A 26,712-nucleotide genomic window follows, 5' to 3' on the forward strand; every position below is an offset into this window, starting at 1 on the left:
AATAAGAATGCGTTCAGCGACTATAAAAGAACTTTTATCAAATAAAAAATTACTTCAGGAAATAACTATCAAAGGTTGGGTAAGAACCTTTAGAAGTAATAGGTTCATTGCTTTAAATGATGGCTCAACATTAAATACTATTCAATGTGTAGTAGATTTCGAAAATTTTGAAGAAGAACTATTAAAAAAAGTAAATACAGGAGCTGCATTAAAAATTACCGGTACGCTAGTAGAAAGCCAGGGTAAAGGACAATCAGTTGAAATTCAAGTTTCTGCTTTAGAAGTTTTAGGTATCGCCGACCCAGAGGAATACCCAATTCAGCCTAAAAAACACTCTTTAGAATTTTTAAGAGAAAAAGCACATTTAAGAATACGAACGAATACGTTTGCCGCAATAATGCGTGTTAGGTCTACCTTATCTTTCGCTATTCATAATTATTTTAGAGAAAACGGATTTAATTATTTTCACGCGCCAATAATTACCGGTTCAGATGCCGAAGGTGCAGGTGAAATGTTTAGAGTAACTACCTTAGACGAAAAAAATCCTCCATTAGCAGAAGACGGATCTGTAGATTATAAAGAAGACTTTTTCGGTAAAGAAACCAACCTAACCGTTTCGGGGCAATTGGAAGCTGAAGCTTATGCTATGGCCTTGGGCAAAGTATATACTTTCGGGCCAACGTTTAGAGCTGAAAATTCAAATACTTCTAGGCATTTGGCAGAATTCTGGATGATAGAACCAGAAATGGCTTTCTTTGATTTAGATGCGAATATGGATTTAGCTGAAGATTTCATAAAAAATGTTATCTCCTATGCTTTGACACATTGTCAAGAGGATTTAGAGTTTTTAGAAAAAAGATTGCTAGACGAAGAAAAAAGCAAACCACAAGCGCAGCGAAGTGACATGCCTTTAATAGAAAAATTAAAATTTGTCGTCGACAATAATTTTAAGCGCGTTAGCTACACCGAAGCAATCGATATTCTTAAAAATTGCAAGCCAAACAAGAAGAAGCAATTTAAATACCCAATTGAAGAATGGGGAACCGACCTACAAAGTGAGCATGAGCGTTACCTTGTTGAGAAACATTTTAACTGTCCGGTGATTTTATTTGATTATCCAGCAAAAATCAAGGCATTCTATATGCGTCTAAATGAAGACGGTAAAACTGTTAGAGCTATGGATATTTTATTCCCTGGTATTGGCGAAATAGTTGGAGGCTCGCAAAGAGAAGAACGCTTAGACGTTCTTAAAGAGAAAATCAAGGACCTAGGTATTGATGAAAAAGAACTTTGGTGGTATTTAGATTTGAGAAAATTTGGCACTGCTGAGCATAGTGGTTTCGGTCTTGGATTTGAACGATTGGTTCTATTCGCAACAGGCATGGGAAACATTAGAGATGTTATACCATTTCCAAGAACACCTCAGAATGCAGAATTCTAAGCGGATTTAGTTACTTTTACAAGTACTAGAAAAAAGTAATGCTGAAACAACACTTACAATTTAAACTTTCCCAAAAACTATCTCCTCAGCAAATTCAATTGATGAAGCTGATTCAACTGCCTACGCAGGCCTTTGAACAACGTTTGAAACAAGAATTAGAGGAAAATCCGGCTCTGGAAACAGGAAAGGAAGAAGTAGAAACAGCAACTGACGAGTACGATGATATTTATGAAGGTGATTCTGATAATGAAACCATCAATACAGAAGACATCAATATTGATGACTATTTAAGTGATGATGAAATACCCGATTATCGAACGAAAGCAAATAATTATAGTTCAGACGACGAAGAGAAAAGTGTGCCCTATGCAGCAGGTATTTCCTTCAATCAATATCTAATAAATCAATTAAATACCTTTTACTTAAGTGATGATGAATGGACCATTGCTGAATTTTTAGTAGGCAGTGTAGATGAAAGTGGGTATATCAGAAGACCAATTGTCGACATCATGGATGATTTGGCATTTACTCAAAACGTATACACTGATGTGCAGACCATAGAAAAAATTCTCGCCATCGTTCAAGACTTAGACCCACCAGGTGTAGGTGCCCGTTCTTTAGAAGAATGTTTAATTATTCAATTGGAACGTAAAGAACTTACTCCTAGCGTAGAATTGGCAATCGCTATTCTGAAAAAATCTTTTGAGCACTTTACCAAAAAGCACTATCAAAAATTAATTCAAAAGCATAATATTTCAGAGGCAGAATTAAAACAAGCCATAAGTGAAATTGAAAAATTGAACCCGAAACCAGGCGGCTCTTATTCTGGTAGCAATAGAATTGTGGAACATGTTGTACCTGATTTTGCCATTCGCATTGTTGAAGGTGAGTTAGAGTTAACCCTTAATGGCCGTAATGCACCCGAGTTGCATGTGTCAAGAGAATATAGCAACATGCTTAAAGGCTATAAAGAGGCTAAGGACAAGTCGAAATCTCAAAAAGACACAGTCATGTTCATTAAGCAGAAATTAGACGCTGCAAAATGGTTTATCGATGCAATACGACAACGTCAACAGACTTTGTTCATTACTATGAACTCTATTATGCACTATCAAAGTGAATATTTTTTAACAGGCGACGAACGAAACTTGCGCCCTATGATCTTAAAAGATATTGCTGACGAGATTGGAATGGATGTTTCCACAGTATCACGAGTTGCCAATAGTAAATATGTAGACACTCCTTACGGCACAAAATTGATAAAAGAATATTTCTCTGAATCGATGAAAAACGAACAAGGCGAAGACGTATCTACCAAAGAAATAAAGAAAATTCTAGAAACTGTAATACAAAACGAAGTAAAAAAGAAGCCATTAACCGATGATAAACTTGCAGCAATCTTAAAAGAAAAAGGATATCCAATTGCCCGAAGAACAGTTGCTAAATATAGAGAACAGCTTAATATACCTGTTGCCAGAATGAGAAAGGAAATTTAATGAAGGTTTTTTCTAATTTTATATCCTATCTACTTCATCCTCTTTTTATTCCTATCGGAGGTACAGTTGCTTATTTTCTTATTACCCCCAAATACACACCTTTAGAAATACAAAGTGCCAGTATATTACCTATATTCATAATGACGGTAATAATCCCCATTGTAACATTCTTTATTTTAAAAAATTTAAGTTTAGTTAATTCCATATTTTTAGAAACTGCAATAGAACGTAAATACCCACTTTACATTCAAGCTTGCATACTTCTTTTAATATTATATAAGGTGATACCTAACAATTATGTTAGCGAGCTATACTTTTACTTCACAGGCTTATTAGGAGCTACAGTAGCGTGTATATTATTGTTACTATTTAACTTTAAAACAAGTTTACATGCAGTTGGTGTAAGCAGCCTACTTATGTATCTTATTAACCTGAGTATACATTTCGAAATTAGTCTAATTATTGCAATTAGCATTTTCATACTATTTACAGGTGCTATTATAACCTCGAGACTTTATTTAAAAGCACATACTAGAATAGAACTTATTTTTGGTGTTTTTATCGGTCTTTTATCCCAGCTTTTAACTGTGCGATTCTGGTTATAGAATATAAAATATCAGTCCAATCCGAAGTGGTCGGTATTGTAGTACTTCTCCATTAACAGTTGCATCCCCATTAAAAAGGTCTGTTAATGCATAATAAGCATGTATATTGAAGGTATTATAACCAAAGCTTAAAGTAAGACCATATTGAAATTTTGATATGTCTGTATTATAAAATCCATCACTAGTTGTATCTGAAACAAATTTAGACCTAGCTCCTACAATATAAGCAGCTTTAATACCCATATAAATTCTCCAAAATTTGTATTCCTCCAGTGTTGAATTACGCCACCTAAATTCTAATGGAAATTCTATTAGGTGGCTTTCCAAATTACTTCTTTTAATCTTATCATCAATACTATATGTGATTACATCATTTGATATGTTAGCGACAAGGTTTGAATAATAACTATTAATAGCCAAACCAGCACCAAAACCAATAGCCTTTGTTCCTGATAGATTTAAGGGGATATCTTTAATAACACCAGCCTGTAGACCGTAAGATAAATTCCTCTGGCTAGAGCCTTCAGGTTGGTTTAATAGAAAGTTATATGATAAACCTAAATAAAACTGGTCTTCAAAATAACGCTGACTGCTTAAACTATCATTAGCATTCTGGCCAAAGAAAAAAAAAGGTAATAGAATAAATAGAAATACGAATCGCATCTAGTAAATTTAATCAAATAAAAAACGCCTCAAATAAATTTGAAGCGTTTTGAAAATTTGTATTCTACCAACTAACTATTGTAGATTATTAAAAGCATCTCCTTCATAGGTAGTATAATTTACCTTTAAAGCATTTACTTTTCTTAACTCTTGTTTTATATCGGATATTAATCCCATACTAGCATTCTTATCAACTTTTAAAGCTGTAGTCAATACATTTTGAAGTTCTTGAGGCTTTTTGGCCCTTTCCATCAATATATAATCTCCAACTTCAGAAGGACTAGCGAATTTATCATTTAATTGAATTTTTGGTTCAGTACCAAATGTTTTTTCGTATTCTTTAGTTGGCTTACCAACATAAATATAAATTACACGATCTTTCTTTTCCAATTTTTTAACTTCACTAGCATTTGGAAGCACGTTTTCCACTTTCAAAGAACTATCCTTCATAACGGTTACCGTCATAAAGAAAAACAAAAGCATAAATACAATGTCAGGAAGTGATGCGGTTGATACTGGTGGTAATGCCCCGTCTTTTTTCTTTGCAAATTTAGACATAGTTTTTATTTAAAATTTATTTATTCCGTTGAGGTTTCCGCTTCAGATAATTTCTGAGGGTATAAGCTTTGAATACGTGTTACCTTTTCTTTCAATTCATCCTTAACCGAATCATCAGTTTCAGGATTTAGATATTCAGCCTCCATTTCAACATAATCTTTACCGAACAGTCTCTTAGACTCTCTGTTACGAAGATCATTATAAGCACCTACCAATTCATTCTGAACTGTAATATAGGTGCTATATTTGGTTTCGCGATCATTCTTTAAAGAAATAATTGCTTTTGCTGGATTATCTGAAGATTCAGAAATACGCTTTCCCTTACAATAGCTACAATAATCTGGACTACCTTGAGGTGCTCCACCATTATCTAAAAACGCTATCGCTTTTTCGCGTAATTTACTTATTGGAAGAATTTCATCTTCCACCAACAATTGACCGTTACGGTTAATATTCACCGTAAATATGTTCTTTTGTTTAATAATTGGTGGTTCCTCTGTAGGTGGTTCCATAGGTGGAAGCATGCGATCCAATCCTGCATCTGTTTCAATGGTAGTTGTTACCAAGAAAAAAATAAGTAAAAGGAAAGCTATGTCCGCCATTGAACCAGCATTTACCTCTGGTGCTCCTGCTCTTCTAGCCATAATTATCTATTTTATTTACTAAACATATTTTTAACTGCTGGTAAGATTAAAGAAGCGACAGCTATTATTGTTAGGATAAAGAAAACATTTAATCCCATACCAATATTCTTAACCGTACCCTCATCTGACATGGCCATGAAATCCGGATCAACATCCGTCCCACTCGACATAACATAAGAAATACCTACTACCAGTAAAAAACCTCCAACAACAAACAAAGTCTTCTTTAAACCTTGTGGATTTGCAAATAAGTTTTTTAGCGTGAACACTAAACTTACAATTACGGCTATCCCTAAAAGGATATAGGTAATTATAAACATTGAATTCAAAGCACCACTTTGAGCAGCTTCAGCTGCCGGCATATCCGGACTTGGCAATAAATACCATAGTATAGCACTTAATACACCTATAGCAATTAATGCTATCTTAATAATTTTTTGCATAATTTTTAGGTATTAAAAGTGTTACTTATTTTTTGTGATCTACCAACATATCGATTAATGAAATCGACGAATCTTCCATATCGTTAACGATACTGTCAATTTTTGCAATAATATAATTGTAGAATATTTGAAGTATAATAGCCGTAATAAGACCAAATACTGTTGTTAATAATGCAACTTGAATATCACCTGCAATAAGAGATGCACTTAAGTTACCAACAGCAGCAATCTTTTGGAAGGCTTGAATCATACCTATTACCGTACCCATGAAACCAAGCATTGGTGCAACGGCAATAAACAATGACAACCAAGATACATTCTTCTCTAATTGTCCCATTTGAACTCCACCGTAAGCAACAACAGCTTTTTCAGCAGACTCTACACTTTCACCTGCTCTATCTAAACCTTGATAGTATATTGATGCAACAGGACCTTTAGTATTTCTACATACTTCTTTAGCAGCCTCTACACCACCTGACGCCAAAGCATCTTCAACTTGTTGTTTTAACTTTGCTGTATTTGTACTCGCCATGTTTAAATAGATAATTCTTTCAATAGCAACTGCCAAACCAAGAATCAAACATAAAAGAACGATACCCATAAAACCGGCACCACCAGTGATAAACATTTCTTTTAGAACTTGGGTAAATCCTTTCTCAGCTTCAGGAGCTCCTTCTTGAACTAGCATCGTTACCGCTGCCGCTTTTGCACTTACAATATTTGTACCTGCTACAAATGCCCCAGCGATTGCTAGGCTTGGGAATAATTTTTTCATTTTTTCAAACTTAAATTAGTTAGTTAATAGGGTTAAAGATAAAAAAAAAACAATATAAAAAAAGTAAAACTTATTAGCAGAGAGGAAGGGATTCGAACCCTCGATACCCTTTTGAGGTATACACACTTTCCAGGCGTGCGCCTTCGACCACTCGGCCACCTCTCTAATTTACCCTTTTTAAGGGTGGGCAAATAACAAAAAAAAAATTAGTTTAAGAAATTAAACTCATGTTAATTTTAAAGCATTTCGCCACGTAAAGAAGTCTCGAAAACAGTTTTAAATAAGTCATTAGAGACGCCACTACCTAATAGATACATTGCCTTTGTTATCGCAGCTTCGGTCGTAATGTCTTTACCATTAATAACTTGCATTTTCTTTAGTCTTGAACTAGTCTCATAATGACCCATCATAACTGCTCCGCCAGAACATTGGGTAACGTTAATAATATGAATGCCATTTTCTATAGCATTATTTAATCGCTCCAAAAACCACTCTTCCATTGGTGCATTTCCAGAACCGTATGTTTCCAAAACAAGTGCTTTTAAATTTTTCGCTCCCAAAATGGCATCGATAATATTTATGTTAATTCCTGGAAAAATTTTCAAAATAGCTACATTATCATCCATATTTCTATGAGATTTTAAGTTTAGCTTCCTCTTTTGCCTTAATAAATATTCATTAAAAACCGTCAAATGAACACCAGATTCAATAAGATGAGGATAATTCAAGGAGGCAAATGCTTGAAATTGCTCTGCATTTATTTTAGTTGTTCTATTGCCTCTATACAATTTATATTCAAAATAAAGCCCTACTTCTTGAATTACAGCTTTACCCTTATTTTTCAAAGCCGCTATTTGTATCGCGGTAATTAAATTCTCTTTCGCATCGGTTCTTAAATCACCAATCGGTAATTGCGAACCAGTTAATATCACAGGTTTTGCTAAATTCTCTAACAAAAAACTTAAAGCTGACGCTGTATAACTCATCGTGTCGCTCCCATGTAACACCACAAAACCATCATATTCATCATACTTTTCCGCAATGATATCAGAAATTGCAACCCAATGGGCAGGATTCATATTAGATGAATCTATAGGATGCTCAAAAGAATAACTAGATATCGTACAATCTAATTGATTTAGTTCGGGTATATTCTTCAATAACTGCGAAAAATCAAAAGCTTTTAAAGCCCCAGAACTATAATCCTTCATCATTCCGATGGTTCCACCTGTGTAAATCAACAAAATAGTACTCTTAGCTAAGCTCAAAATTTCTGTTTTATATAATTACTAAACCCCGAACACCTCTATCGAATTATTGGTCGTCACCAAAGCAACCTGTTCTTTAGGAATCTGATGTATATCGGCCAATTTCTCGAGAACATTAACAATATATGAACTTTCATTTCTTTTACCTCTATAAGGAGTAGGCGCCAAATAAGGTGAATCAGTTTCCAATACAATATGCTTTAAATCGATATCACTTAAAAAGGTATCGATTTTACCATTCTTAAAAGTCACAACACCTCCTATCCCCAACATCATGTTATAAGATATCGCCTTAAGTGCCTGATCATATGTGCCTGTAAAACAATGAAAAATCCCTTTTAAATCTACTCCCCTTTCTTCTTCCAAAATTTCAAAAACCTCATCAAACGCATCTCTACAGTGAATTACAATAGGAAGATTATATTTTTTTGCGAGCTGAATCTGAGATTTAAAGGCAATTTGTTGTTCTTTCAAATACTTTTTATCCCAATATAAATCTATTCCGATTTCGCCAATTGCATAAAACTTATGAGTAGACAACATTTCTTCAACATGAGAAAGCTCCTCTCTAAAATTCTCTTTCACATGCGTAGGATGCAAACCAGTCATTAAATATACATACTTCGGAAATTCTTTTTCTAAATCAAGCATACGTTGTGTGTATGTAGAATCAATGGCCGGTATAAAAAAACGCCCAACCCCTAAATCAATCGCTTTTTGAATAATAATACTTCTATCCTCATCGAATGCTTCGCTATACAAATGTGTATGTGTATCAGTAATCATCATGCCACAAAAATAGGCTTATCTTTGAAAAAAATGAGTAATGAGCTCCCTCAAAAAATTCTTAAAAAAGAAAAACTACGTCAATATTCCAATGGTTTTGACAGCTACAGACCACTTTGAAATTAAGGCCGAAATAAACTCTATTAAAGGTAGGTTTATTTTAGACACAGGTGCATCGAACACATGTATTGGTATGGATCGAATTGAACATTTCAGTCTTGTATCCCAAGAATCTAAAATAAAAGCTGCTGGAGCAGGAGCTACTAACATGGAAACTCTTATCTCAAAAAAAAACGTAATAGCCCTTCGTTCATGGCAATTCAAAAAACTTAAAATTGTTTTATTTGACCTCAAACATGTCAATGAAGCTTTGATTGCTCATAATGCTGAACCCGTAGACGGAATAATAGGCGCTGATATTCTAAAAAAATCAAAAGCAATAATTGACTACGACAACAAATGTCTCTATTTGAAAAACAAAAAGCGCTGAGAAATCTCAGCGCTTTTTGTTTTATCTATTATTTAAGAAATTTACATTTCTAAAGCCTTCTTAACATTATTATCCATCAATAAAGCCTCAGGGCTTTCCAGCGCTTCTTTTATAGCCACCAAGAAACCTACCGATTCCTTACCATCGATAATACGGTGATCATAAGAAACTGCCACGTACATTATTGGTGCAATTGCAATAGCACCATCACGTGCGATAGGTCGCTCTACAATATTATGCATACCTAAAATTGCGCTCTGTGGTGGATTAATAATTGGTGTCGATAACATTGAACCAAAAACACCACCATTAGTTATTGTAAAGGTACCACCTGTCATTTCATCTACAGTTATTTCACCTTCACGTGCTCTTATCGCAAGTCTTTTCACTTCCGCCTCAACACCTCTAAAAGTTAAATTCTCTGCATTTCTAATAACAGGAACCATTAATCCCTTTGGTCCTGATACCGCAATACTAATATCACAGAAATCAAAAGAAACCATTTCTTTACCATCAATCATAGAATTAACAGCTGGGTACATCTCTAAAGCTCTAACAACAGCTTTAGTAAAAAAAGACATAAAACCTAACCCTACTCCGTGCTTACTTTTAAAGTCTTCCTTGTACTTATCTCTAAGTTCAAAAATGGCACTCATATCCACTTCGTTAAAAGTGGTCAACATTGCGGTCTCATTCTTAGCAGAAACCAATCGTTCTGCAACTTTTCTACGAAGCATAGATAATTTTGATCTTGTCTCACCACGGTTACCACCAGTAGGAGTACCCATAGAAGGAACTGCATTCACAGCATCTTCCTTAGTGATTCTACCATCACGACCTGAACCAGAAACGGTATTTTTATCAACACCCTTTTCGTCTAAAATTTTCTTTGCAGCAGGCGACGGAACTCCTGTTGCATATGTTTCTTTGGCCTGAGCTGGTTGTGGCGCTTTTTCTGCTACAACTTCTTTTTTTACTTCCTCATTATTAGATGCAGACCCAGTGCCCTTATCTTCACCTTCCGGCTTAGCAGCACTTGTATCAATTAAACATACAATCGCACCTACCGCTACAGCATCTCCTTCTTCAGCTTTCAAAGTGATAATACCACTCGCTTCAGCTGGCAACTCTAAAGTAGCCTTATCTGAATCTACTTCTGCAATTGCCTGATCTTTTTCTACGTAATCCCCATCTTGAACTAACCACTCCGCTATTTCTACCTCTGTGATAGATTCTCCCGGTGAAGGGACCTTCATTTCTAGAATCATTCTTTCTATAATTTGATATGTTATTTTAAATCTTTGGGTTTGAACATATTATCCTTTGACTTATCAAAGACATAATCTATTACTTGTTGATGACGCATTTTAGACCTAACCGCACTACCTGCAGCAGGGGCAGCATAAAAACGTCGAGAAGCAACTCTAAATTTTTGAACTTCACTAAAATGCATTAACAAATGACTCCATGCCCCCATATTTCTTGGTTCTTCTTGAGCCCAAACAAAGTCATCTGCATTCTTATACTTAGCCATTACCTCTTTCATTTTGTCTTCAGGTAATGGAAATAATTGCTCAACTCTAACTAAGGCAACATCATCTCTGTTGTACTCTTCTTTTACCACTAATAAGTCATAATAAAACTTACCCGTACAGAAAACCAAGCTTTTAACCTTCTTAGCATCGGCCGTTTCATCATCGATAACTTCATGAAAACCTCCTTCAGCTAATTCAGAAATTTTTGAAACTGCTTTTGGGTGTCTCAATAAACTTTTAGGTGTAAATATGATTAAAGGCTTTCTAAAATTCGCCTTCATTTGCCTTCTTAAGATATGAAACATCTGTGCAGGCGTAGTTACATCTGCTATATACATATTATCCTTAGCACATAACTGTAAATAACGTTCCATTCTAGCTGAAGAATGTTCAGCACCTTGTCCTTCATATCCATGAGGCAATAACATTACCAATCCGTTTTGAAGTTTCCACTTATCTTCTGCAGCAGAAATATATTGGTCAATCATAATTTGGGCTCCATTACTGAAATCACCAAATTGAGCCTCCCATATAGTTAATGTATTAGGGCTGGCCATAGCATACCCATAATCAAAACCTACGACACCATATTCTGATAAAAGTGAATTATAGATTTGAAATTTAGCTTGTTGCTCCGAAATCCTGTTTAAGAGGATAATCTCCTCTTCGCTTTCCTCAACCTTCATTACTGCATGACGATGTGAAAAAGTACCTCGCTCAACATCTTGACCAGACATACGCACTGCGAAACCTTCTTCTAATAGAGAGCCATAAGCTAATAACTCGCCCATTGCCCAATCAAGATTATCAGATTCGAAATACATATTATGACGATCTTTAACCAATTTTTCAACCTTTCGTAAGAACTTTTTACCCTTTGGCAATTCCGTTAAAACTTTAGCGATTTTGGTTAACTTATCCGTTTCAAAAGTGGTGTCAACAGCATCCATCATCTCCCATTCACGCACATTTTCAAAGCCCTTCCATTCATCAGCCATAAACGGCGTGATTACTGTTTTATCTTCTTTTCTTGAATCTTCTAATTTTTCTTCTAGAGAATCTTTATATTGTTTTTCAAGTTCAGCTACATAGGTGTCATCAATTACACCCTCTTTCATCAATCTTTCTGCATAAATATCTCTTGGATTTTTATGCTTCGCTATCGCTTTATATAATTTTGGCTGTGTAAATCTAGGTTCATCACCTTCATTATGTCCATATTTTCTGTATCCTAACAAATCGATAAATACATCACTTGCAAATCGCATTCTATATTCCAATGCAAAAAGGGAGGCATGAACAACCGCCTCTGCATCATCGGCATTCACATGAAGTACCGGACTCAAAGTAACTTTTGCAACATCTGTACAATAGGTAGATGTCCTAGCATCTAAATAGTTTGTCGTAAAACCTATTTGATTATTTACTACAATATGTATAGTACCACCTGTTTTATAACCATCAAGATTGGCCATTTGAACCAATTCATATACCAAGCCTTGCCCCGCTATTGCAGCATCGCCATGAACTACAATTGGCAATACTTTAGAAAAATCATCTTGATAATGGGCATCTTGTTTTGCTCTTGCTATACCTTCAACTACTGCACCTACCGTTTCTAAGTGTGACGGATTGGGCGCTATATTCATTTTAATTTTATTTCCATTGTCAGATTTTCTATCGGATGTCCAACCTAAATGATACTTTACATCACCATCAAAAATCTCTTGTTCATAATCTTTACCATCAAACTCGCTAAAGATATCTTTCGCCGATTTACCAAAAATATTGGTAAGCACATTTAATCTGCCACGGTGTGCCATACCCATAACGAACTGTTTCACGCCCATTTCTGCCGCGCGTTCAACAATGACATCTAAAGCAGGTATTAAAGATTCGTTCCCCTCTAAAGAAAATCTTTTCTGTCCTACGTACTTCGTATGAAGAAAAGTTTCAAAAGAAATTGCATGATTTAATTTTTTAAGAATATGCTTTTTTCGATCTGAGTTAAAATTTGGATGATTGTCATTAACATTAATCCAATCTTGTATCCATTTCACCCTTTCAGGTTTACGAATAAACATATATTCAACACCTATAGCGTCACAATAAATACTCTGTAGGTGTCTAATTATTTCATTTAAAGAACTTGGCCCAATACCGATAATATCACCCGCATTAAAAACTGTTGATAAATCAGATTCTTCCAATCCAAAGTTTTGGATTTCCAAACTTGGCTCATAATGTCTTCGCTCTCTAACTGGGTTTGTTTTCGTAAACAAATGACCTCTACTCCTATAGCCATCAATTAAACGAATTACCTGAAACTCTTTTTGAAGAGATTCTGGCATTTCACTTTTATCGCCATTAACTATAGCTGTAGTTCGATTTTCATCTATATCTAGATTATCCAACGAACTCTCTAAGCCAAAGTCAAAACCTTGAAAAAAGGCTCTCCAACTAGGCTCTACACTGTCCGGATTCACTAAATACTTATCATATAGCTCTGAAAAAAAAGAGGTATGAGCGGTATTCAAAAAGGAATATTTATCCATGAATTACTTTCTGTATCTTTAGAATAAATTTGTGCAAATTTACAACATTTACAATATCCAACGGAAGAATGTAGTGTATTATTGAAAAAAATGAAATTTAAAACAAAATCTACAAATGGCCTTAAAAAAATTATTTTTTATACTTCTAGTCACTTTCAATTTCAACTTTTCTTTTGCTCAAAATTCAAGTAAAAATTCAGATTTTTGGAGCAACGTTAGATATGGTGGTGGCATTGGCCTAGGTTTTAGCAACAGTACCTTTAACGCCTCGGTATCACCAAGCGCGATATACCAATTTAATGACTTAATAGCAGTAGGTACAAGTTTAAATTTTAATTACGCCAAGTTCAACGATGATAAATTTTTAGCCTACGGTGGAAGCATCCTATCACTTTTTAACCCCATACCTCAACTTCAGCTTTCATCAGAATTTGAACAATTACGAATCAACCGAACATTATACACCCAAACTATCAATATTGAAGATGATTATTGGCTGCCCGCTCTCTTTGTTGGCCTTGGCTATAGCACACGAAATGTAACATTCGGATTAAGGTATGATTTACTCTATAATGATCGTAAAAGCATTTATGGTAATTCATTGATGCCATTTGTACGTGTTTACTTTTAAATTTTTTCTGTCTTTTTACTAACGACCAAACCAACCAAAATGAATACATTAAAAAATAGATATCTTTCCTTAGATGTTTTTAGGGGAATGGATGTTGCCCTAATGATAATAGTCAATTCACCTGGAAATGGCGATACAAGTTTCGGCATATTAAAACATGCCGAATGGAACGGATTTACATTAACCGATTTAGTTTTTCCTACCTTTTTATTCGTGGTTGGTAATGCTATGAGTTTTAGTATGAAAAAATATGAAGCAATTGGTGATGGTGCTTTCCTTAAAAAAATCTTTAAGCGTTTTTCTATTATTTTTCTTTTAGGTTTTTTAATGTATTGGTTTCCTTTTTTCGAGAACGGAACCCTAAAACCTATTGCAGAAACCCGAATTTTTGGTGTATTACAGCGCATTGCACTTTGCTATTTATTTGCTTCTCTTCTCCTTCATTATTTTAAAACAAGAACAGTCATTATTTTCAGCATATTAGCATTAATAGGTTACAATATTCTACTTGTTGCCTTTGGCGACTTAACACTATTAGGTAATGCCATTATTAAACTTGATGCATTTTTAATTGGGGAAAACCATATGTACCACGGTAATGGAGGTGTCGCTTTTGACCCTGAAGGATTATTGAGTACACTCCCAGCTATTGTTAATGTTATTGCCGGATATCTAACGGGAAAATTCATTCAGAAGAATGGTCAAAACTTTGAAACTATCGCAAAATTACTAATGTTCGCGGCCGTATTAGTCGTAGCTGGTTTTGCTTGGGATTTAATTATGCCATTCAATAAAAAACTTTGGTCTAGTTCGTTCGTATTACTGACTAGTGGTATCGATTTATCTATCATAGCTACTTTAATCTATTTGCTGGATATGAGAAAACCTGGTAAGTGGACCTATTTTTTTGAGATTTTTGGAAGAAACACCTTATTCATATACTTATTGTCAGAATTGTTTATTATTTCTCTAGGTGTTATATCAGTGAAAGCCACCAATGCCTATAATTGGATTGCCGATACTATTTTCATTGCGACGGCAGGCGACTATTTTGGATCTCTACTTTTTGCCTTATGGATTATGCTGACTTGCTGGTTCGTGGGTTACTTTATGGATAAGAAAGGTATTTATGTGAAAGTTTAGTTTTAATAGGCAGATTTGAGCAACGAATAAAAATCTGCCTATTTATACTTATTTCTATACCACACTTTTTGATACTCGCGTCTTAAAATGAGAAAAGTGATCTGATCTGCAACCTCAACAGCATCTGTAACTACAATTTGCTTAAATTGACTTTCAGGTATATCAACTATATAAAGAAGATTAAGGTATTCATGAAATTGTTCCATCATCAAGTGATACACTTTCTCTCGAATAGCAGAAACAAAAGTTTTCGCAACAAACTTCACCGGTAAATTCAATGAAATATTAGCGAGACCAAAATCTTTCTCTATCTGATTTTTCAAATCCGAAAGAAGCGTAGTTTCCTTAGCCAAAATCAACACTTCACTACTATTGGCTGCGTTCAATTTCATTACTTCAACTTACAAATAAAAACAATAATGAGTTTGAAGATTTTATTGTTTATAAACAACACCATCTTTCATAACAAAAATCACATTTTCCAATGTTTTCACATTTTGATCAGGATTTTCTTCAACCGCAATAATATCTGCTATATACCCTTGTTTAATCTCTCCCAATTTTTCTTGCATACCCAATAAACCTGCGTTGATAATTGTTGCTTGCTTTAATGATTGTTTTACCGGAATACCTGCTTCCAACAAATATCCAAATTCAATCGCATTTTTACCATGTGGAAATACTCCTGCATCAGTACCAAAACCCATCGGAACGCCTTTTTTATATGCTTTTGCCATAGTAGCAATATGTTTAGGCCCTATTTCTAAAGCTTTCTTAGCAACAATTTCTGGAAAAAAACCTGGAATCAGCGCTTTTTCGGCAACTTGCTTTCCTGCGCTTATGGTTGGAATTAGATAGCACTGGCTTTTAATCATTAGATCCATGGTTTCCTCACTCATTAAAGTACCGTGTTCTATGGTATTAACACCACCCATAACCGCTATTTTCATACCTTCATCGCCATGGGCATGCGCAGCAACAGTAAAACCATAATTTTTTGCAGTTTCTGTAATCGCTTTTATCTCTTCTAGTGTAAACTGCGGATTTTGCCCACTTTTGGCAACACTTAAAACCCCACCTGTTGCAGTAATTTTAATGACGTCAGCTCCATTTTTATAGCGTTGCCTCACCGCTTTTTTTCCATCTGGTATAGAATTTACCACTCCATCTTTTGGGCCCGGGTCTCCCATAAGGTCATTTCGCCTACCATTAGTAGGATCTGCATGTCCGCCTGTTGTAGCAAGCGCCTTGCCTGCAGTAAAAATTCGCGGCCCATCTACAAGACCTCCGTTAATAGCATTTCTAAGCGCAATATTTACACCCGTACCTCCTAAATCACGTACCGTAGTAAAGCCTGCCATTAATGTACGCTTAGCATAAACCGTTGATTCTAAAGCTATATCGGCTTCATTTGCCGTAAATTCTTTTATATAGGATTCTGCATTATATTCTCCTTCTATATGAACATGCATATCGATAAGACCCGGCAACACAATTTTATCCTTTAAATTGATTATCCAATCTGTATCTGTTCCAAAAACAAAACCGTTCTCAATAGATTTAATTTTGTTCTCAAAAACCACTATCGTTTTATCCTGAATAAGCTTTCCAGAATTTGTATCATAAATTGAACCGCATTGGATATAAATATCTTGAGCAGATATTATTGTAGTAACTAACAAACAAATTATTAAGTTCAATTTTTTCATAAGATAATGTTTAAAGTAATAAGGGGAAATATAACCATATTCCCCCTTATTCCAGTCGTTAAATCGAAGAATTTCAATCTCGTATTTTCTGCTCCCAGATCCATGCATAGTTCATGGCTTCCTCTAGTGTATACTCAGCCTTCCAGCCTAAAACCTTATTTGCCTTGGTGGTATCGGCATAGGCAGTGGTTATATCTCCAGGCCTTCTATCAACTATCTTATAGTTAAGTTTTCTTCCAGAAACCTTTTCAAAACTCTTAATAGCTTCTAATACAGAACTTCCAGTACCGGTACCTACATTAAAAACCTCATAATTAGATTCATTTATTCCTTTCAACAAACGCTCTAAAGCTATAACATGTGCTTTGGCCAAATCGACCACGTATATATAATCTCTAATACAAGTGCCATCTGGTGTTGGATAATCATCACCAAATACCGACAATTCTTTCCTAATGCCGATTCCGGTTTGTGTAATAAACGGAATTAAGTTTTGTGGAACACCTTTTGGTAGTTCTCCAATCTTTCCGCTTGGGTGTGCTCCCATCGGATTAAAATAACGTAATGCAATAGCATTTAAACCAGGGGTTACTTTACAGGTATCTGCAATAATTTCCTCTCCCATTTGCTTTGTATTTCCATAAGGAGATTCGGCTACCTTAACCGGAGCATCTTCGGTAATAGGCATTTTATCTGCCTGCCCATAAACCGTACATGAAGAGCTAAAAATAAAACTTGCTTTGTTCTTTTTGCAGAGCTCCTTTAAGATGTAAACCAGAGTACCAATATTGTTTTCATAATAAAGCAAAGGTTTTTCAACACTTTCACCTACAGCTTTTGATGCAGCGAAGTGAATGACTCCAGTAACATCTTGATGTCTTTGAAAAAAATCTTCTACGCTTTGCTTTTCCTTTAAATCCAGCTTTTCAAAAAAAGGTTTTTTTCCGGTTATGGCTTCAATACCTATAAGGACTTTTTCATCAGAATTCGAGCAATCATCTATAATGATGACCTCAAAACCCTTATTCTGAAGTTCGACCACTGTATGTGAACCAATAAATCCTAATCCGCCTGTTACTAATACTTTCATCTAATATGATATTTCAACTTCAACCAAATATAGAACCTTAATTATTTAACTATTCACAAACTCGATAACCATCTTTGTTATATAGTTAATCTGTTCAGGGTCTAACTCAGTGTGCATTGGTAGTGAGATTACTTCTTTCACTAATTGATTGGTAACTGGAAAGTCTTCTTCCTTATATCTTTCATCTAAATACGCTTTTTGCTTATGTAAGGGAATCGGATAATATACCCCACAAGGAATCTCGTTCTCATTCAAATATTTCACCAACGCATCTCTCTTTCCGTTTGTTATTTTCAAAGTATATTGATGAAAAACATGGCAGTCGCATACATCACAAATACCCTCACAATTATTTATAGTAACCGGCGTAACAATATATTTTTGACCCTTAAAAGCTTTCGAGTACGCACGGGCTGCATTTCTTCTTGCTTCACAATATCCATCCAATTTGGGAAGCTTTGCTCTAAGAACAGCAGCTTGTATAGAATCTAATCTAGAGTTAACACCAACTACATCATGATGGTATCGTTCATACATACCATGGTTTACTATTCCACGTATAGTATGTGCCAATTCATCATCATTGGTGAAAATAGCACCTCCATCACCGTAACATCCTAAATTTTTAGAAGGAAAAAAAGAAGTCGCACCCACATGACCCATGCTACCCGCCATAGATTTTTTACCGTTTTCAGATAAATATTTAGCACCAATAGCTTGTGCATTATCCTCTATAACATACAAGTTATGCTTTTCAGCTAAGGCAAGAATGGCAGCCATATTGGCACATTGTCCAAAAAGATGAACTGGAACAATTGCTTTTGTCTTAGGGGTTATTGCTTTTTCTAGAGCTTCTATATTAATATTAAAGGTGTCAGGATATACATCTACCAAAACCGGTGTTAATTGCAATAACGCAATAACCTCTACTGTAGCGGCAAAAGTAAAGTCTGCTGTAATAACCTCATCGCCTGGCTTTAAACCCAAACCCATCATTGCAATTTGCAATGCATCGGTACCATTTGCACATGGAATCACATGTTTTACAACAAGATAAGCTTCAAGCTCCTTTTGAAATGCATGAACTTCTGGACCATTAATATAGGCCGATGTTTCTAATATTTGAGCTATAGCGGAATTGACTTGATCTTTAATTTCTTGGTATTGACCGCTTAGGTCTACCATTTGTATCTTTTTCATCTGTTGAAATTACATGAAGAGATGCAAAAATACGAAACAGACGACACTAATTTTATGGAAAGAAACGTAATTTAGCCCAAAAGCATAGGTTTGTACTTTCTTTATAATCTTCTTGTCTTAACCGCTTCTGCTATTCTTCGGGCATTAGCCTTGGTAAACACCAAACTATCTCTTTTTGTAAAAGGCAGAAAAGAGACATTTTCAATATTAAAAAAATCTATTTCAACTGAGGATAAAGTTATTTGGGTTCACGCTGCCTCACTAGGTGAATACGAACAAGGTCTCCCAATTATAGAAGAATTCAAACGAACACATCCTGCTTATAAAATAGTGCTTACTTTTTTCTCTCCATCAGGTTATGAGGTGAAAAAAAATAGTAAAGTGGCAGATGTTATTTGCTATATCCCCCTCGACACCACAAAGAATGTTGAATTATTTTTAACCGCTACACACCCTAAATTGGTCATCTTTATTAAATATGAAATTTGGCCCAATTACCTATCAGCATTAAAAGAAAAGAACATACCTACCTTTTTAATATCTGCGTTATTCAAAGAAAATCATATCTACTTTAAATGGTACGGCGCATTCATGCGAAAAGCGTTGACTAATTTCACGCACTTCTTTGTTCAAAATGAAAAGTCATGTGAGTTATTGAATTCTATTGGATTTAATAATGTTACCATTACAGGTGATACTCGTTTTGATAGAGTAAACGAAATTCTGGAACGAGATAATTCTTTAGATTTCATGAATCGTTTCAAACACGATAAATTTTGTTTTGTAGCTGGCAGCACATGGCCAGAAGATGAAAATATAATTATAGATTATATTAACCAAAACACTCATCCAATTCAATTCGTTATTGCTCCGCATACCATAAAAACAAAACACATTAAAACAATTAAAAAGGCTATTTCCAAACCAGTACTTTGTTATTCGGAACTTAGCCAGAACGACCCTACAAATTATGAAGTCATTATCATAGATACTATTGGCATATTGACCAAAATTTATAGCTATGCACATGTTGCCTATGTAGGTGGTGGCTTTGCTACTGGTTTGCACAACACATTAGAACCTGCTGTATTTGGCATACCTGTTATTATAGGTCCAAAATACAATGGCTTTACAGAAGCTGAAGAATTGGTACAACTAAAAGGTATTTTCTCTATAGACAACCCATCTGACTTTAGAAAGAAAATGAATTTGTGTTTTGAAAGTGTAGACTATAATCAGAAAACAGGTCAAATAAACCATTCTTATATAACTTCTAGAAAAGGGGCAACTAGCAAAATAATGAATGTGATTGATTCAATAATTCAATCTTATAATTGAATTATTGAATCAATCGGCCAATTTACTATAACACCAATAAAATAGATTCTACATAGTGCAAATTTTACTTTACAAAGGTGATTTGTTACTTTTGTCGATTTTATACCTCTATTTTACAGCACTTTAACCCCAATATCCTTATTTTGAATACAGAACTATAGAAATATGATTATGGAACAACAACTTTCTTCAGGAGTTAAAATGCTCAATGGCTTTTTAAAATTAATGATTGGTTGCTTAATACTGATACTTATATCAGTACCCCTAGCTGCCATTGCCGATTGGATTGGTTTAATTAAGTAATATAAATTGACATAATCTAAAAGGCTATAATTTTTCAATTACATTTTACACAAGTATCGATAAATTACCATTTTAATAGATAAAATACATTAGAAGAATTATCAAACATCAAAAAAAACAGGGCTTCACAACAAATTTTCAAGGCTTTACAACATTGATTATTAAAGTGTTGCATACATCGACTAACTTTAGTAGTATAACTTTAAAGTAGGTAATGTTATGAATAATTTATCATTTAAAACGGGGGTAGATTCTTATCTATCTGTATTAATTATTGCAATGAATGCCTTTTTAGCGGTCGTTGCAGTTGGAACTCTTTTAGCTCTAATAGGGATTGTTTAACTTTTTAACACCATGCCCATATTGTTAAAAAAATATTTTAAAAAAGCTCCTTGCAAAAGGGGCCTTTTTTTTTTGAGTAAATATATAGGCTTTACCTTACCGTTAAAGACCAAATCATTTATTTTACTTGTTTTGATTTCTTCTTTGGCTTTCTTTTCCAAATATCAACGATATCTAAAGAGAATGGAATAGTCTGCCATATTGTTGGGTAAATTTTTATATTCTTCATCGTTGTATTTCTTAGCAATTATATTAAGCAAAGATTTACCTTCTAAAGCATTAATAAAACAAGCATATTATCTACTATCTATGCTAGATTACCTTTACAATTATTGATATGATAATTGTACTACTTGAATAATATACCTTTCAACCCTCTATCAATTAATCTGATCAGTATAAAAAGGGCCATTGTAAATAAATACAATGGCCTTTATCTAGTTTAAAACAACTGTCCTATTGGTATACCCTTACATAATCAACTTCCATTGAATCTTGAATAAATTCACTATCAATAGCGCCACCAAGTGTACCCCCCATAGCAATATTCATTATTAAAAAGAAATCACTATTAAACGGCGTGCTCGCTGAGTTAACAAAACTATTATGTATAAGTTCATCATCTACTACAAACTTGATACTATCTGGCGTCCATTCAACAGTATAATTATGAAATTCTGAAGTAGCACTTGGCACAGGAGTTGCACCAACAACCGCTGAACCACCAGAATTACCAGGAAAGTGCAAAGCACTGCTAACTGTATTACTGTTGTTACCCACGTGTTCCATAATATCTATTTCTCCAGATGTAGGCCAACCCACTTCATCAAAATTAGCTCCTAAAGCCCAAAGTGCAGGCCAAGTACCACCTGCAGAAGGTAGCTTGGCTCTAATTTCAACTCTACCATATGTAAATTCAAATAAATTTTCAGATTTAATTCTTGCAGAAGTATATGCAGCACTTCCTGTCGGACTAACCCCAAAATCAAAGAATAATACAACTCTATCATAAGTATATGCAGGTGCTGAACTTAGGTCAAAAGTTAAGGTTTCCCATTCTTCAACAACAGAAGTAGTTGCATCAACTTCAAAAAATTCATCCGAATTCGCTTGATTTTCAATTTTCAATCGTACAACCGCTCCTATTGCAGGTGACCAAGTTTTAATTTCCATTTCAGAATAGGTCGCTAAATCTAATGGAGCGGAAACATCGAAAAATGAACCTGCCCAAACCTCTGAACCATTATTTTTTATTGATTCTCCCACATTAGTTGAGGTATTTTCACCCGATGAATCAGGGTTATCAATTACAGCTGTTGATGCACCTCCAAAATCAGTAAAAACTGGGGCTGTTCCTTCAAAATTCTCGACTATAGATGTACCACCACTACTTTCTACTAAAGTAACATCATCATAGTAATGTACTGCACCACCCGCAACTCCAGAGCCACGAGCTGTTATTTTAAGCAAACCATCTTCAACGATAACATTATCTGCACTATCGGTATACTCTTGAGCTTCACCATTTCCCCAACCACCTGCACCAAGGTCGTAGGTCCAGTTAGCAGGATTTGGTGCTCCATCTATATCAAACTCATCAGACCAAACAAGATTTGTATAAATTGTCTGTAAACTCTCATCACCAGAACCTGTTGAGGGAGCTGAGGTAAATCTGATATACCAAGCCAAATCAGGATTCATTGTATCATATGTTCTTACATATAATAAGTTTTCGCTTATCGATAAGATTTCATAAGTAGACGACCCTACATAATAGCTCATAAAACCACCATCAGCAAATTCCATTTGCATTCCTGTAGTTTCCCCTTCTGGAACATTACCATCAACAGATGAAATAGTAACTGCCTTTTCTCCAGAGGTATCATAATCAAAACAAAAATCTTCGTCAGAAGTTCCTCCAACTACTGTTTTATGCCCAACATTAAAAAAAGTTTGACCCTTATTATCTAGAACATAAGTAACATCTCCATTTGTATCCACAGAAAAAGTTAGTTCGTCATCACAAAAGCAATCAGAAGTTTCACTGCCGCATTTTTCGAAAGCCTGAGCAGAATACCATTTAGGATACCACCAGTCGCCATCAATACCTTCTCTAGCTGGCCCTAATCCCAAGTGACCAGGCTGTGCTGCCGCCAAGAACCATGTCTTTGAAGTACCTTCGGTAAGTAAATTTACCAAGTCTGAATTCGTTGCAGGAATATTGACTGAAACTACAACAGTTTCCGTCAAAGTTGTACCATCAAAGCCGTTAGCAGTTATGGTAACTGTAAAAATATTATCCCCTACTGTAGTATATATTTTAGAGATAAAACCGGTAAGAGATTCTCCAGTAGTTCCATCTCCAAATTCATACGTAAACGACTTTGCTCCCGAGGCAAAAGTCTCAAAGACTACCTTGCCTGACCCGTCATTACTTATCTCTGTATTTACAGAAAGATTTGATAGAGCTACAGATCCTAATGCGTCATCGACTTCACAGCCGACTGCTACCATTAGAAATGCAATAATAATGTACTTCAATTTTTTCATAATTAATTTTTTTGAGTTAATCATTTGCCTTTACCTAAAAAACCCTACTAGTTGTGTTTTATAAATAGGTAAAAGATTAACGCAATTTAATTTAGCTGATTATCAATTCCGAAAAATTAGCCCATACAAAAAACATACAACTTATTAAAAAAGCCAAAATAAAACGATATTCTTAATAATAGAGGACTAATGAAGCCTGTTTTAAATTCTCAATACTACAAACTCTTTTAACTATATAAACAAGTAATGTTGTGGTAATGTTGTGGTTAAATTTAATTGTGTACAGGATGTTATAAATTCATAATATACTCGGTTAAACCATCTTCATGCGATAAGCTCATTTTTTTACGCAAACGGTACCTCTTAACTTCTACACTTCGTACAGAAATGTTCAATAGAGGGGCAATCTCTTTTGATGATAGGTTTAATCGCAAGTAAGCACATAACCGTAAATCATTTGCAGATAATTCTGGATGTACATTCTTCACCTTTTTCAAAAAATCTTTATCTGCATTATTAAATGCATTTTCAAAAAATTTCCAATCATCTACATTATTAATGTTTCTATCAATTGTTCGAATAACTGATTTTATCCGAGAATCCACACTACTTCCCTTCAATTGTTCTTTAATAGAATTTAAGAATTCATTCTTTTTTATAATACTCATAGTAGATATTGCCAATTCACGATTCTTACTTTCAATAAGTTCCTGAAGCTGAGAGTTTTTAATTTGAACAATCCTCTTTTGGTTTTTCAACTTTTTACGCTTCAACCTTTTCTTATTGTCATTCAAAAGCTGATTTTGTTGTTTTTCATAATATCCCTTATATAGCCTGTGAATAAAAATAACCAACAACGTACTTAATGCTAGGTAGCAAAAAATAGCCCCATAAGATAAATACCAAGGTTTGGAAATCATAAATTCATAGGAGGCAGTATTCTTTGAAAGATTATTGCCCACCTTAGCCCTAACTTCGAAAGTATGAGAGCCATAAGGTAAGTTTTTGAACGAAACCTCTGATATTGTTGACCAAGTGCTCCATTCGTTATAAACTTCCTTTAATCGATATTGATATTCTACTTCGGTATATTTATCAAACTCAGGTACATTGAATAGAAATTTCAAATTATTTTCAGATGACTCAAGTTCTTGAAATCTTTCGAGCCTAATTCCAATATCTGGAGCATCATAAAATTCTTTGGAAATTGAATTTATTGTGATTTCATATTCCTTTTGTTTTACCTTACTTAAATCAAGAGTGACATAACCGTTAGCTATTCCTATTAAATACAGCTCATCTTTTAAATGTACTATCGATTCAAAACCCAAAATACCCATACTTCTTCTAAAGAAATTTGGAATTGGAATTTTTAGGCGTTGTGGAACATCACTTAATACCCCTGGTGAAACACATATAATATTATCATTGGTAAAACCCCAAATTTTTTCGGAATTATTTGTTGGCTTAAGGATACCAATTATACTTTCATCTGTATCAAAAAACTTGCTAGTTAAAATGGAATCCTTACTAAAATCTTGTTGTTCCGTTATAAATGTAAACACTCCATTTATTGTAGTGTAAATTACTTCATTATCATACTTAAGCAGACTTGACCCTGTTCCTTTAGATTCTTTTTGGGTTACCTCTATTACTTCATTATACCCGGCATCAATTTTTAAATCGAAAATACCTTTGTAGTCATGATTCACGAGAATATGTTCTGCATCAATAAATTCAAAAAATCTACTTGAGCTATTAAAACCTTCAATTTTATTTCGAAAGCGCCATTGGTTATTTATTTTTTCTAGAATACCCAAACCTTTATAATTACCCTGTAATAAAAGATTTGAGTTTGACTCTATTGTGTGTATATCCCAAGTACCAGGTAAGTCTGATATTTGTATAGCCTTCCCGCTGTCAATAATATAAGTGCCCTTATGATGACCACAAAACAATGAGCCATTTATTATTTTCAATACCCAAACCTGCCCTTGCGTACCATCAATAAGTTGAAAATCGACATCCTCATCCTTCCTTTTATAAAATAAACCTTGGTTTGTTCCTAAATATAAAATATCATTAAATAATACTGCAGTATAAACTACCCCCAATACCCCGTTATGATCTATATATTCATTAAAGGGAGAATCTAAGTTTACAACACTTAATCCATTATCCAATCCTAACCATAAATTTTGGTCAACATCTTGAAATAAAGAAAGAACGGTATTATTGTTTAGACCTTTTTCCTGATTGATATGACTTAGAACATTTCCATCATTATCTAAATGATAAACTCCATTTGAGATAGAACCTAAAACAAATGAGCCATCATTTAATCGCAAAGTACTATATGCTTCTACGTTAGACAAAGCTACATCTGCAGAAATATTCCATTTAGTTAGAACAGCTTTATCGAGATAATAAAACTTACTTTGTTCGGTAACAAATAGAATTTTATTATCTATCGAAAAAGCTCCAATAACAATATTATTTTTAAAGATATCATTATCTGACACCAAAATTGATTTTCCATTTTCTATAGTGAAAATTCCTTTGCCAATTTTTTGATAGTAAATTTTATTTTCAACCTCAAGAATTGCCGCTCTCGTAGTTTTAGCATCCAATATATCAAAGGAAGCATTAATAGTATTGTAGATATAAATGCGATCTAATGATTGGAACAATACCCAATCTTTAAACTCTGATATATTCCAAAAATGTTCATCCTCTATAAGTGGCTTTTCTAATTTTGAAGAAATCGAATTATAAATTAAAACACCAAATTCATCTTTTATCCAATAGCCAAATTCCATATAACTACCTGTATACACCCGATCATTTATAATCTTTACTGATTTTAATGGTGTTCCGTTAGGAGATTGGTATAATTTCCATTCAGCGCCATTAAATTCTAGCAAACCTCCATTATTCGCTATATAGATATACTTCTCTTTCGATTGCGTAATTGACCAGTTCTGGTTTTCAGCAGCATATTCAATAGGTGTATAATTTTGAATTGGGGGAAGTTCTTGGGCAGTTATGCCAAGTGTGAAAAGGATAAAAACAAGATAAAACGGTTTCAATACCATCTAATGCTTAACTAATTTATTGTTTTAAATATAACATTTTAAAACCAATGAT

21 protein-coding genes and 1 tRNA gene are annotated in these 26,712 nt (G+C 34.3%); 6 read left to right on the forward strand and 16 right to left on the reverse strand.

Translation table 11 applies throughout. From position 1 onward, the window contains the following. Positions 1–7 precede the first annotated feature (7 nt). A complete protein-coding gene (gene asnS / locus AACZ49_RS13060; protein ID WP_339655641.1) occupies positions 8–1,441 on the forward strand; it encodes an asparagine--tRNA ligase in 1,434 nt (477 codons plus the stop codon). A 38-nt stretch (positions 1,442–1,479) separates the two neighbouring features. Next, positions 1,480–2,937, forward strand: a complete 1,458-nt coding sequence (rpoN, locus tag AACZ49_RS13065) for an RNA polymerase factor sigma-54 (RefSeq protein ID WP_339655644.1) — start codon at positions 1,480–1,482, stop codon at positions 2,935–2,937. Positions 2,938–3,536: 599 nt separating this feature from the next. Here rpoN and AACZ49_RS13070 read toward each other — a convergent pair. The 8 genes from AACZ49_RS13070 to AACZ49_RS13105 all read right to left on the reverse strand — a co-directional run bounded on the left by AACZ49_RS13070 (position 3,537) and on the right by AACZ49_RS13105 (position 8,682). After that, a complete protein-coding gene (locus AACZ49_RS13070) occupies positions 3,537–4,205 on the reverse strand; it encodes a porin family protein (RefSeq protein WP_339655646.1) in 669 nt (222 codons plus the stop codon). Between the two features lie 75 nt (positions 4,206–4,280). After that, the gene (locus AACZ49_RS13075; protein WP_339655648.1) at positions 4,281–4,763 is read right to left on the reverse strand and encodes a biopolymer transporter ExbD; all 483 of its coding nucleotides are present in this window, start codon (positions 4,761–4,763) and stop codon (positions 4,281–4,283) included. A gap of 20 nt (positions 4,764–4,783) precedes the next feature. Continuing rightward, complete coding sequence (locus tag AACZ49_RS13080) at positions 4,784–5,407, reverse strand: biopolymer transporter ExbD (protein ID WP_339655650.1); 624 nt, start codon at positions 5,405–5,407, stop codon at positions 4,784–4,786. Positions 5,408–5,418: 11 nt separating this feature from the next. Continuing rightward, positions 5,419–5,850, reverse strand: a complete 432-nt coding sequence (locus tag AACZ49_RS13085) for a hypothetical protein (RefSeq protein WP_339655653.1) — start codon at positions 5,848–5,850, stop codon at positions 5,419–5,421. Positions 5,851–5,875: 25 nt separating this feature from the next. Then, positions 5,876–6,625, reverse strand: a complete 750-nt coding sequence (locus AACZ49_RS13090; RefSeq protein WP_339655656.1) for a MotA/TolQ/ExbB proton channel family protein — start codon at positions 6,623–6,625, stop codon at positions 5,876–5,878. Positions 6,626–6,702: 77 nt separating this feature from the next. Continuing rightward, positions 6,703–6,790, reverse strand: a tRNA-Ser gene (locus AACZ49_RS13095). A gap of 71 nt (positions 6,791–6,861) precedes the next feature. Next, positions 6,862–7,893, reverse strand: a complete 1,032-nt coding sequence (locus AACZ49_RS13100; protein ID WP_339655659.1) for an asparaginase — start codon at positions 7,891–7,893, stop codon at positions 6,862–6,864. 21 nt (positions 7,894–7,914) lie between these two features. After that, on the reverse strand, positions 7,915–8,682 hold the full coding sequence (locus AACZ49_RS13105; RefSeq protein WP_339655662.1) for a TatD family hydrolase: 768 nt from the start codon (positions 8,680–8,682) through the stop codon (positions 7,915–7,917). A gap of 37 nt (positions 8,683–8,719) precedes the next feature. Here AACZ49_RS13105 and AACZ49_RS13110 point away from each other — a divergent pair, with 37 nt between their 5' ends. Then, on the forward strand, positions 8,720–9,169 hold the full coding sequence (locus AACZ49_RS13110; RefSeq protein ID WP_339655665.1) for a retropepsin-like aspartic protease: 450 nt from the start codon (positions 8,720–8,722) through the stop codon (positions 9,167–9,169). 41 nt (positions 9,170–9,210) lie between these two features. Here the strand turns inward: AACZ49_RS13110 and odhB are convergent, their stop codons facing one another. Both odhB and AACZ49_RS13120 read right to left on the reverse strand, forming a co-directional pair. Next, the gene (gene odhB / locus AACZ49_RS13115; RefSeq protein WP_339655667.1) at positions 9,211–10,437 is read right to left on the reverse strand and encodes a 2-oxoglutarate dehydrogenase complex dihydrolipoyllysine-residue succinyltransferase; all 1,227 of its coding nucleotides are present in this window, start codon (positions 10,435–10,437) and stop codon (positions 9,211–9,213) included. A gap of 20 nt (positions 10,438–10,457) precedes the next feature. Then, positions 10,458–13,259 carry a 2-oxoglutarate dehydrogenase E1 component gene (locus AACZ49_RS13120; protein ID WP_339655668.1) on the reverse strand — a complete coding sequence of 934 codons (2,802 nt, stop codon included), beginning with the start codon at positions 13,257–13,259 and terminating at the stop codon, positions 10,458–10,460. Between the two features lie 115 nt (positions 13,260–13,374). On the opposite strand from AACZ49_RS13120, the gene AACZ49_RS13125 reads away from it, so the two are divergent. Both AACZ49_RS13125 and AACZ49_RS13130 read left to right on the forward strand, forming a co-directional pair. Next, positions 13,375–13,890 carry an alpha-ketoglutarate decarboxylase gene (locus AACZ49_RS13125; protein WP_339655670.1) on the forward strand — a complete coding sequence of 172 codons (516 nt, stop codon included), beginning with the start codon at positions 13,375–13,377 and terminating at the stop codon, positions 13,888–13,890. A 39-nt stretch (positions 13,891–13,929) separates the two neighbouring features. After that, positions 13,930–15,033, forward strand: coding sequence for a heparan-alpha-glucosaminide N-acetyltransferase domain-containing protein (locus AACZ49_RS13130; protein WP_339655672.1), 1,104 nt, complete (start codon positions 13,930–13,932; stop codon positions 15,031–15,033). A gap of 38 nt (positions 15,034–15,071) precedes the next feature. On the opposite strand, the gene AACZ49_RS13135 is transcribed toward AACZ49_RS13130, so the two are convergent. The 4 genes from AACZ49_RS13135 to AACZ49_RS13150 form a co-directional block, all read right to left on the reverse strand. Further along, the gene (locus AACZ49_RS13135) at positions 15,072–15,425 is read right to left on the reverse strand and encodes a hypothetical protein (protein WP_339655674.1); all 354 of its coding nucleotides are present in this window, start codon (positions 15,423–15,425) and stop codon (positions 15,072–15,074) included. 42 nt (positions 15,426–15,467) lie between these two features. Further along, the gene (locus AACZ49_RS13140) at positions 15,468–16,742 is read right to left on the reverse strand and encodes an amidohydrolase family protein (RefSeq protein ID WP_339655676.1); all 1,275 of its coding nucleotides are present in this window, start codon (positions 16,740–16,742) and stop codon (positions 15,468–15,470) included. 73 nt (positions 16,743–16,815) lie between these two features. After that, on the reverse strand, positions 16,816–17,832 hold the full coding sequence (gene galE, locus AACZ49_RS13145) for a UDP-glucose 4-epimerase GalE (protein ID WP_339655678.1): 1,017 nt from the start codon (positions 17,830–17,832) through the stop codon (positions 16,816–16,818). Positions 17,833–17,877: 45 nt separating this feature from the next. Continuing rightward, the gene (locus AACZ49_RS13150; protein ID WP_339655680.1) at positions 17,878–19,032 is read right to left on the reverse strand and encodes a DegT/DnrJ/EryC1/StrS family aminotransferase; all 1,155 of its coding nucleotides are present in this window, start codon (positions 19,030–19,032) and stop codon (positions 17,878–17,880) included. A 90-nt stretch (positions 19,033–19,122) separates the two neighbouring features. On the opposite strand from AACZ49_RS13150, the gene AACZ49_RS13155 reads away from it, so the two are divergent. Then, the gene (locus AACZ49_RS13155; protein WP_339655682.1) at positions 19,123–20,370 is read left to right on the forward strand and encodes a glycosyltransferase N-terminal domain-containing protein; all 1,248 of its coding nucleotides are present in this window, start codon (positions 19,123–19,125) and stop codon (positions 20,368–20,370) included. A gap of 1,101 nt (positions 20,371–21,471) precedes the next feature. Here AACZ49_RS13155 and AACZ49_RS13160 read toward each other — a convergent pair. Both AACZ49_RS13160 and AACZ49_RS13165 read right to left on the reverse strand, forming a co-directional pair. Next, positions 21,472–23,565, reverse strand: coding sequence for a glycoside hydrolase family 16 protein (locus AACZ49_RS13160; RefSeq protein WP_339655683.1), 2,094 nt, complete (start codon positions 23,563–23,565; stop codon positions 21,472–21,474). A 290-nt stretch (positions 23,566–23,855) separates the two neighbouring features. Further along, complete coding sequence (locus AACZ49_RS13165; RefSeq protein WP_339655685.1) at positions 23,856–26,654, reverse strand: triple tyrosine motif-containing protein; 2,799 nt, start codon at positions 26,652–26,654, stop codon at positions 23,856–23,858. Between the last annotated feature and the right edge of the window lie 58 nt (positions 26,655–26,712).

This window comes from uncultured Maribacter sp., assembly GCF_963975365.1.
Classification (GTDB): Bacteria; Bacteroidota; Bacteroidia; order Flavobacteriales; family Flavobacteriaceae; genus Maribacter.

Bases quoted from the DNA above. Each gene is read 5' to 3' on its own strand.
- asnS (WP_339655641.1), top strand. From the start codon at position 8: ATGCGTTCAGCGACTATAAAAGAACTTTTATCAAATAAAAAATTACTT.
- rpoN (WP_339655644.1), top strand. From the start codon at position 1,480: ATGCTGAAACAACACTTACAATTTAAACTTTCCCAAAAACTATCTCCT.
- AACZ49_RS13070 (WP_339655646.1), bottom strand. From the start codon at position 4,205: ATGCGATTCGTATTTCTATTTATTCTATTACCTTTTTTTTTCTTTGGC.
- AACZ49_RS13075 (WP_339655648.1), bottom strand. From the start codon at position 4,763: ATGTCTAAATTTGCAAAGAAAAAAGACGGGGCATTACCACCAGTATCA.
- AACZ49_RS13080 (WP_339655650.1), bottom strand. From the start codon at position 5,407: ATGGCTAGAAGAGCAGGAGCACCAGAGGTAAATGCTGGTTCAATGGCG.
- AACZ49_RS13085 (WP_339655653.1), bottom strand. From the start codon at position 5,850: ATGCAAAAAATTATTAAGATAGCATTAATTGCTATAGGTGTATTAAGT.
- AACZ49_RS13090 (WP_339655656.1), bottom strand. From the start codon at position 6,625: ATGAAAAAATTATTCCCAAGCCTAGCAATCGCTGGGGCATTTGTAGCA.
- AACZ49_RS13105 (WP_339655662.1), bottom strand. From the start codon at position 8,682: ATGATGATTACTGATACACATACACATTTGTATAGCGAAGCATTCGAT.
- AACZ49_RS13110 (WP_339655665.1), top strand. From the start codon at position 8,720: ATGAGCTCCCTCAAAAAATTCTTAAAAAAGAAAAACTACGTCAATATT.
- odhB (WP_339655667.1), bottom strand. From the start codon at position 10,437: ATGATTCTAGAAATGAAGGTCCCTTCACCGGGAGAATCTATCACAGAG.
- AACZ49_RS13120 (WP_339655668.1), bottom strand. From the start codon at position 13,259: ATGGATAAATATTCCTTTTTGAATACCGCTCATACCTCTTTTTTTTCA.
- AACZ49_RS13125 (WP_339655670.1), top strand. From the start codon at position 13,375: ATGGCCTTAAAAAAATTATTTTTTATACTTCTAGTCACTTTCAATTTC.
- AACZ49_RS13130 (WP_339655672.1), top strand. From the start codon at position 13,930: ATGAATACATTAAAAAATAGATATCTTTCCTTAGATGTTTTTAGGGGA.
- AACZ49_RS13135 (WP_339655674.1), bottom strand. From the start codon at position 15,425: ATGAAATTGAACGCAGCCAATAGTAGTGAAGTGTTGATTTTGGCTAAG.
- AACZ49_RS13140 (WP_339655676.1), bottom strand. From the start codon at position 16,742: ATGAAAAAATTGAACTTAATAATTTGTTTGTTAGTTACTACAATAATA.
- galE (WP_339655678.1), bottom strand. From the start codon at position 17,832: ATGAAAGTATTAGTAACAGGCGGATTAGGATTTATTGGTTCACATACA.
- AACZ49_RS13150 (WP_339655680.1), bottom strand. From the start codon at position 19,032: ATGAAAAAGATACAAATGGTAGACCTAAGCGGTCAATACCAAGAAATT.
- AACZ49_RS13160 (WP_339655683.1), bottom strand. From the start codon at position 23,565: ATGAAAAAATTGAAGTACATTATTATTGCATTTCTAATGGTAGCAGTC.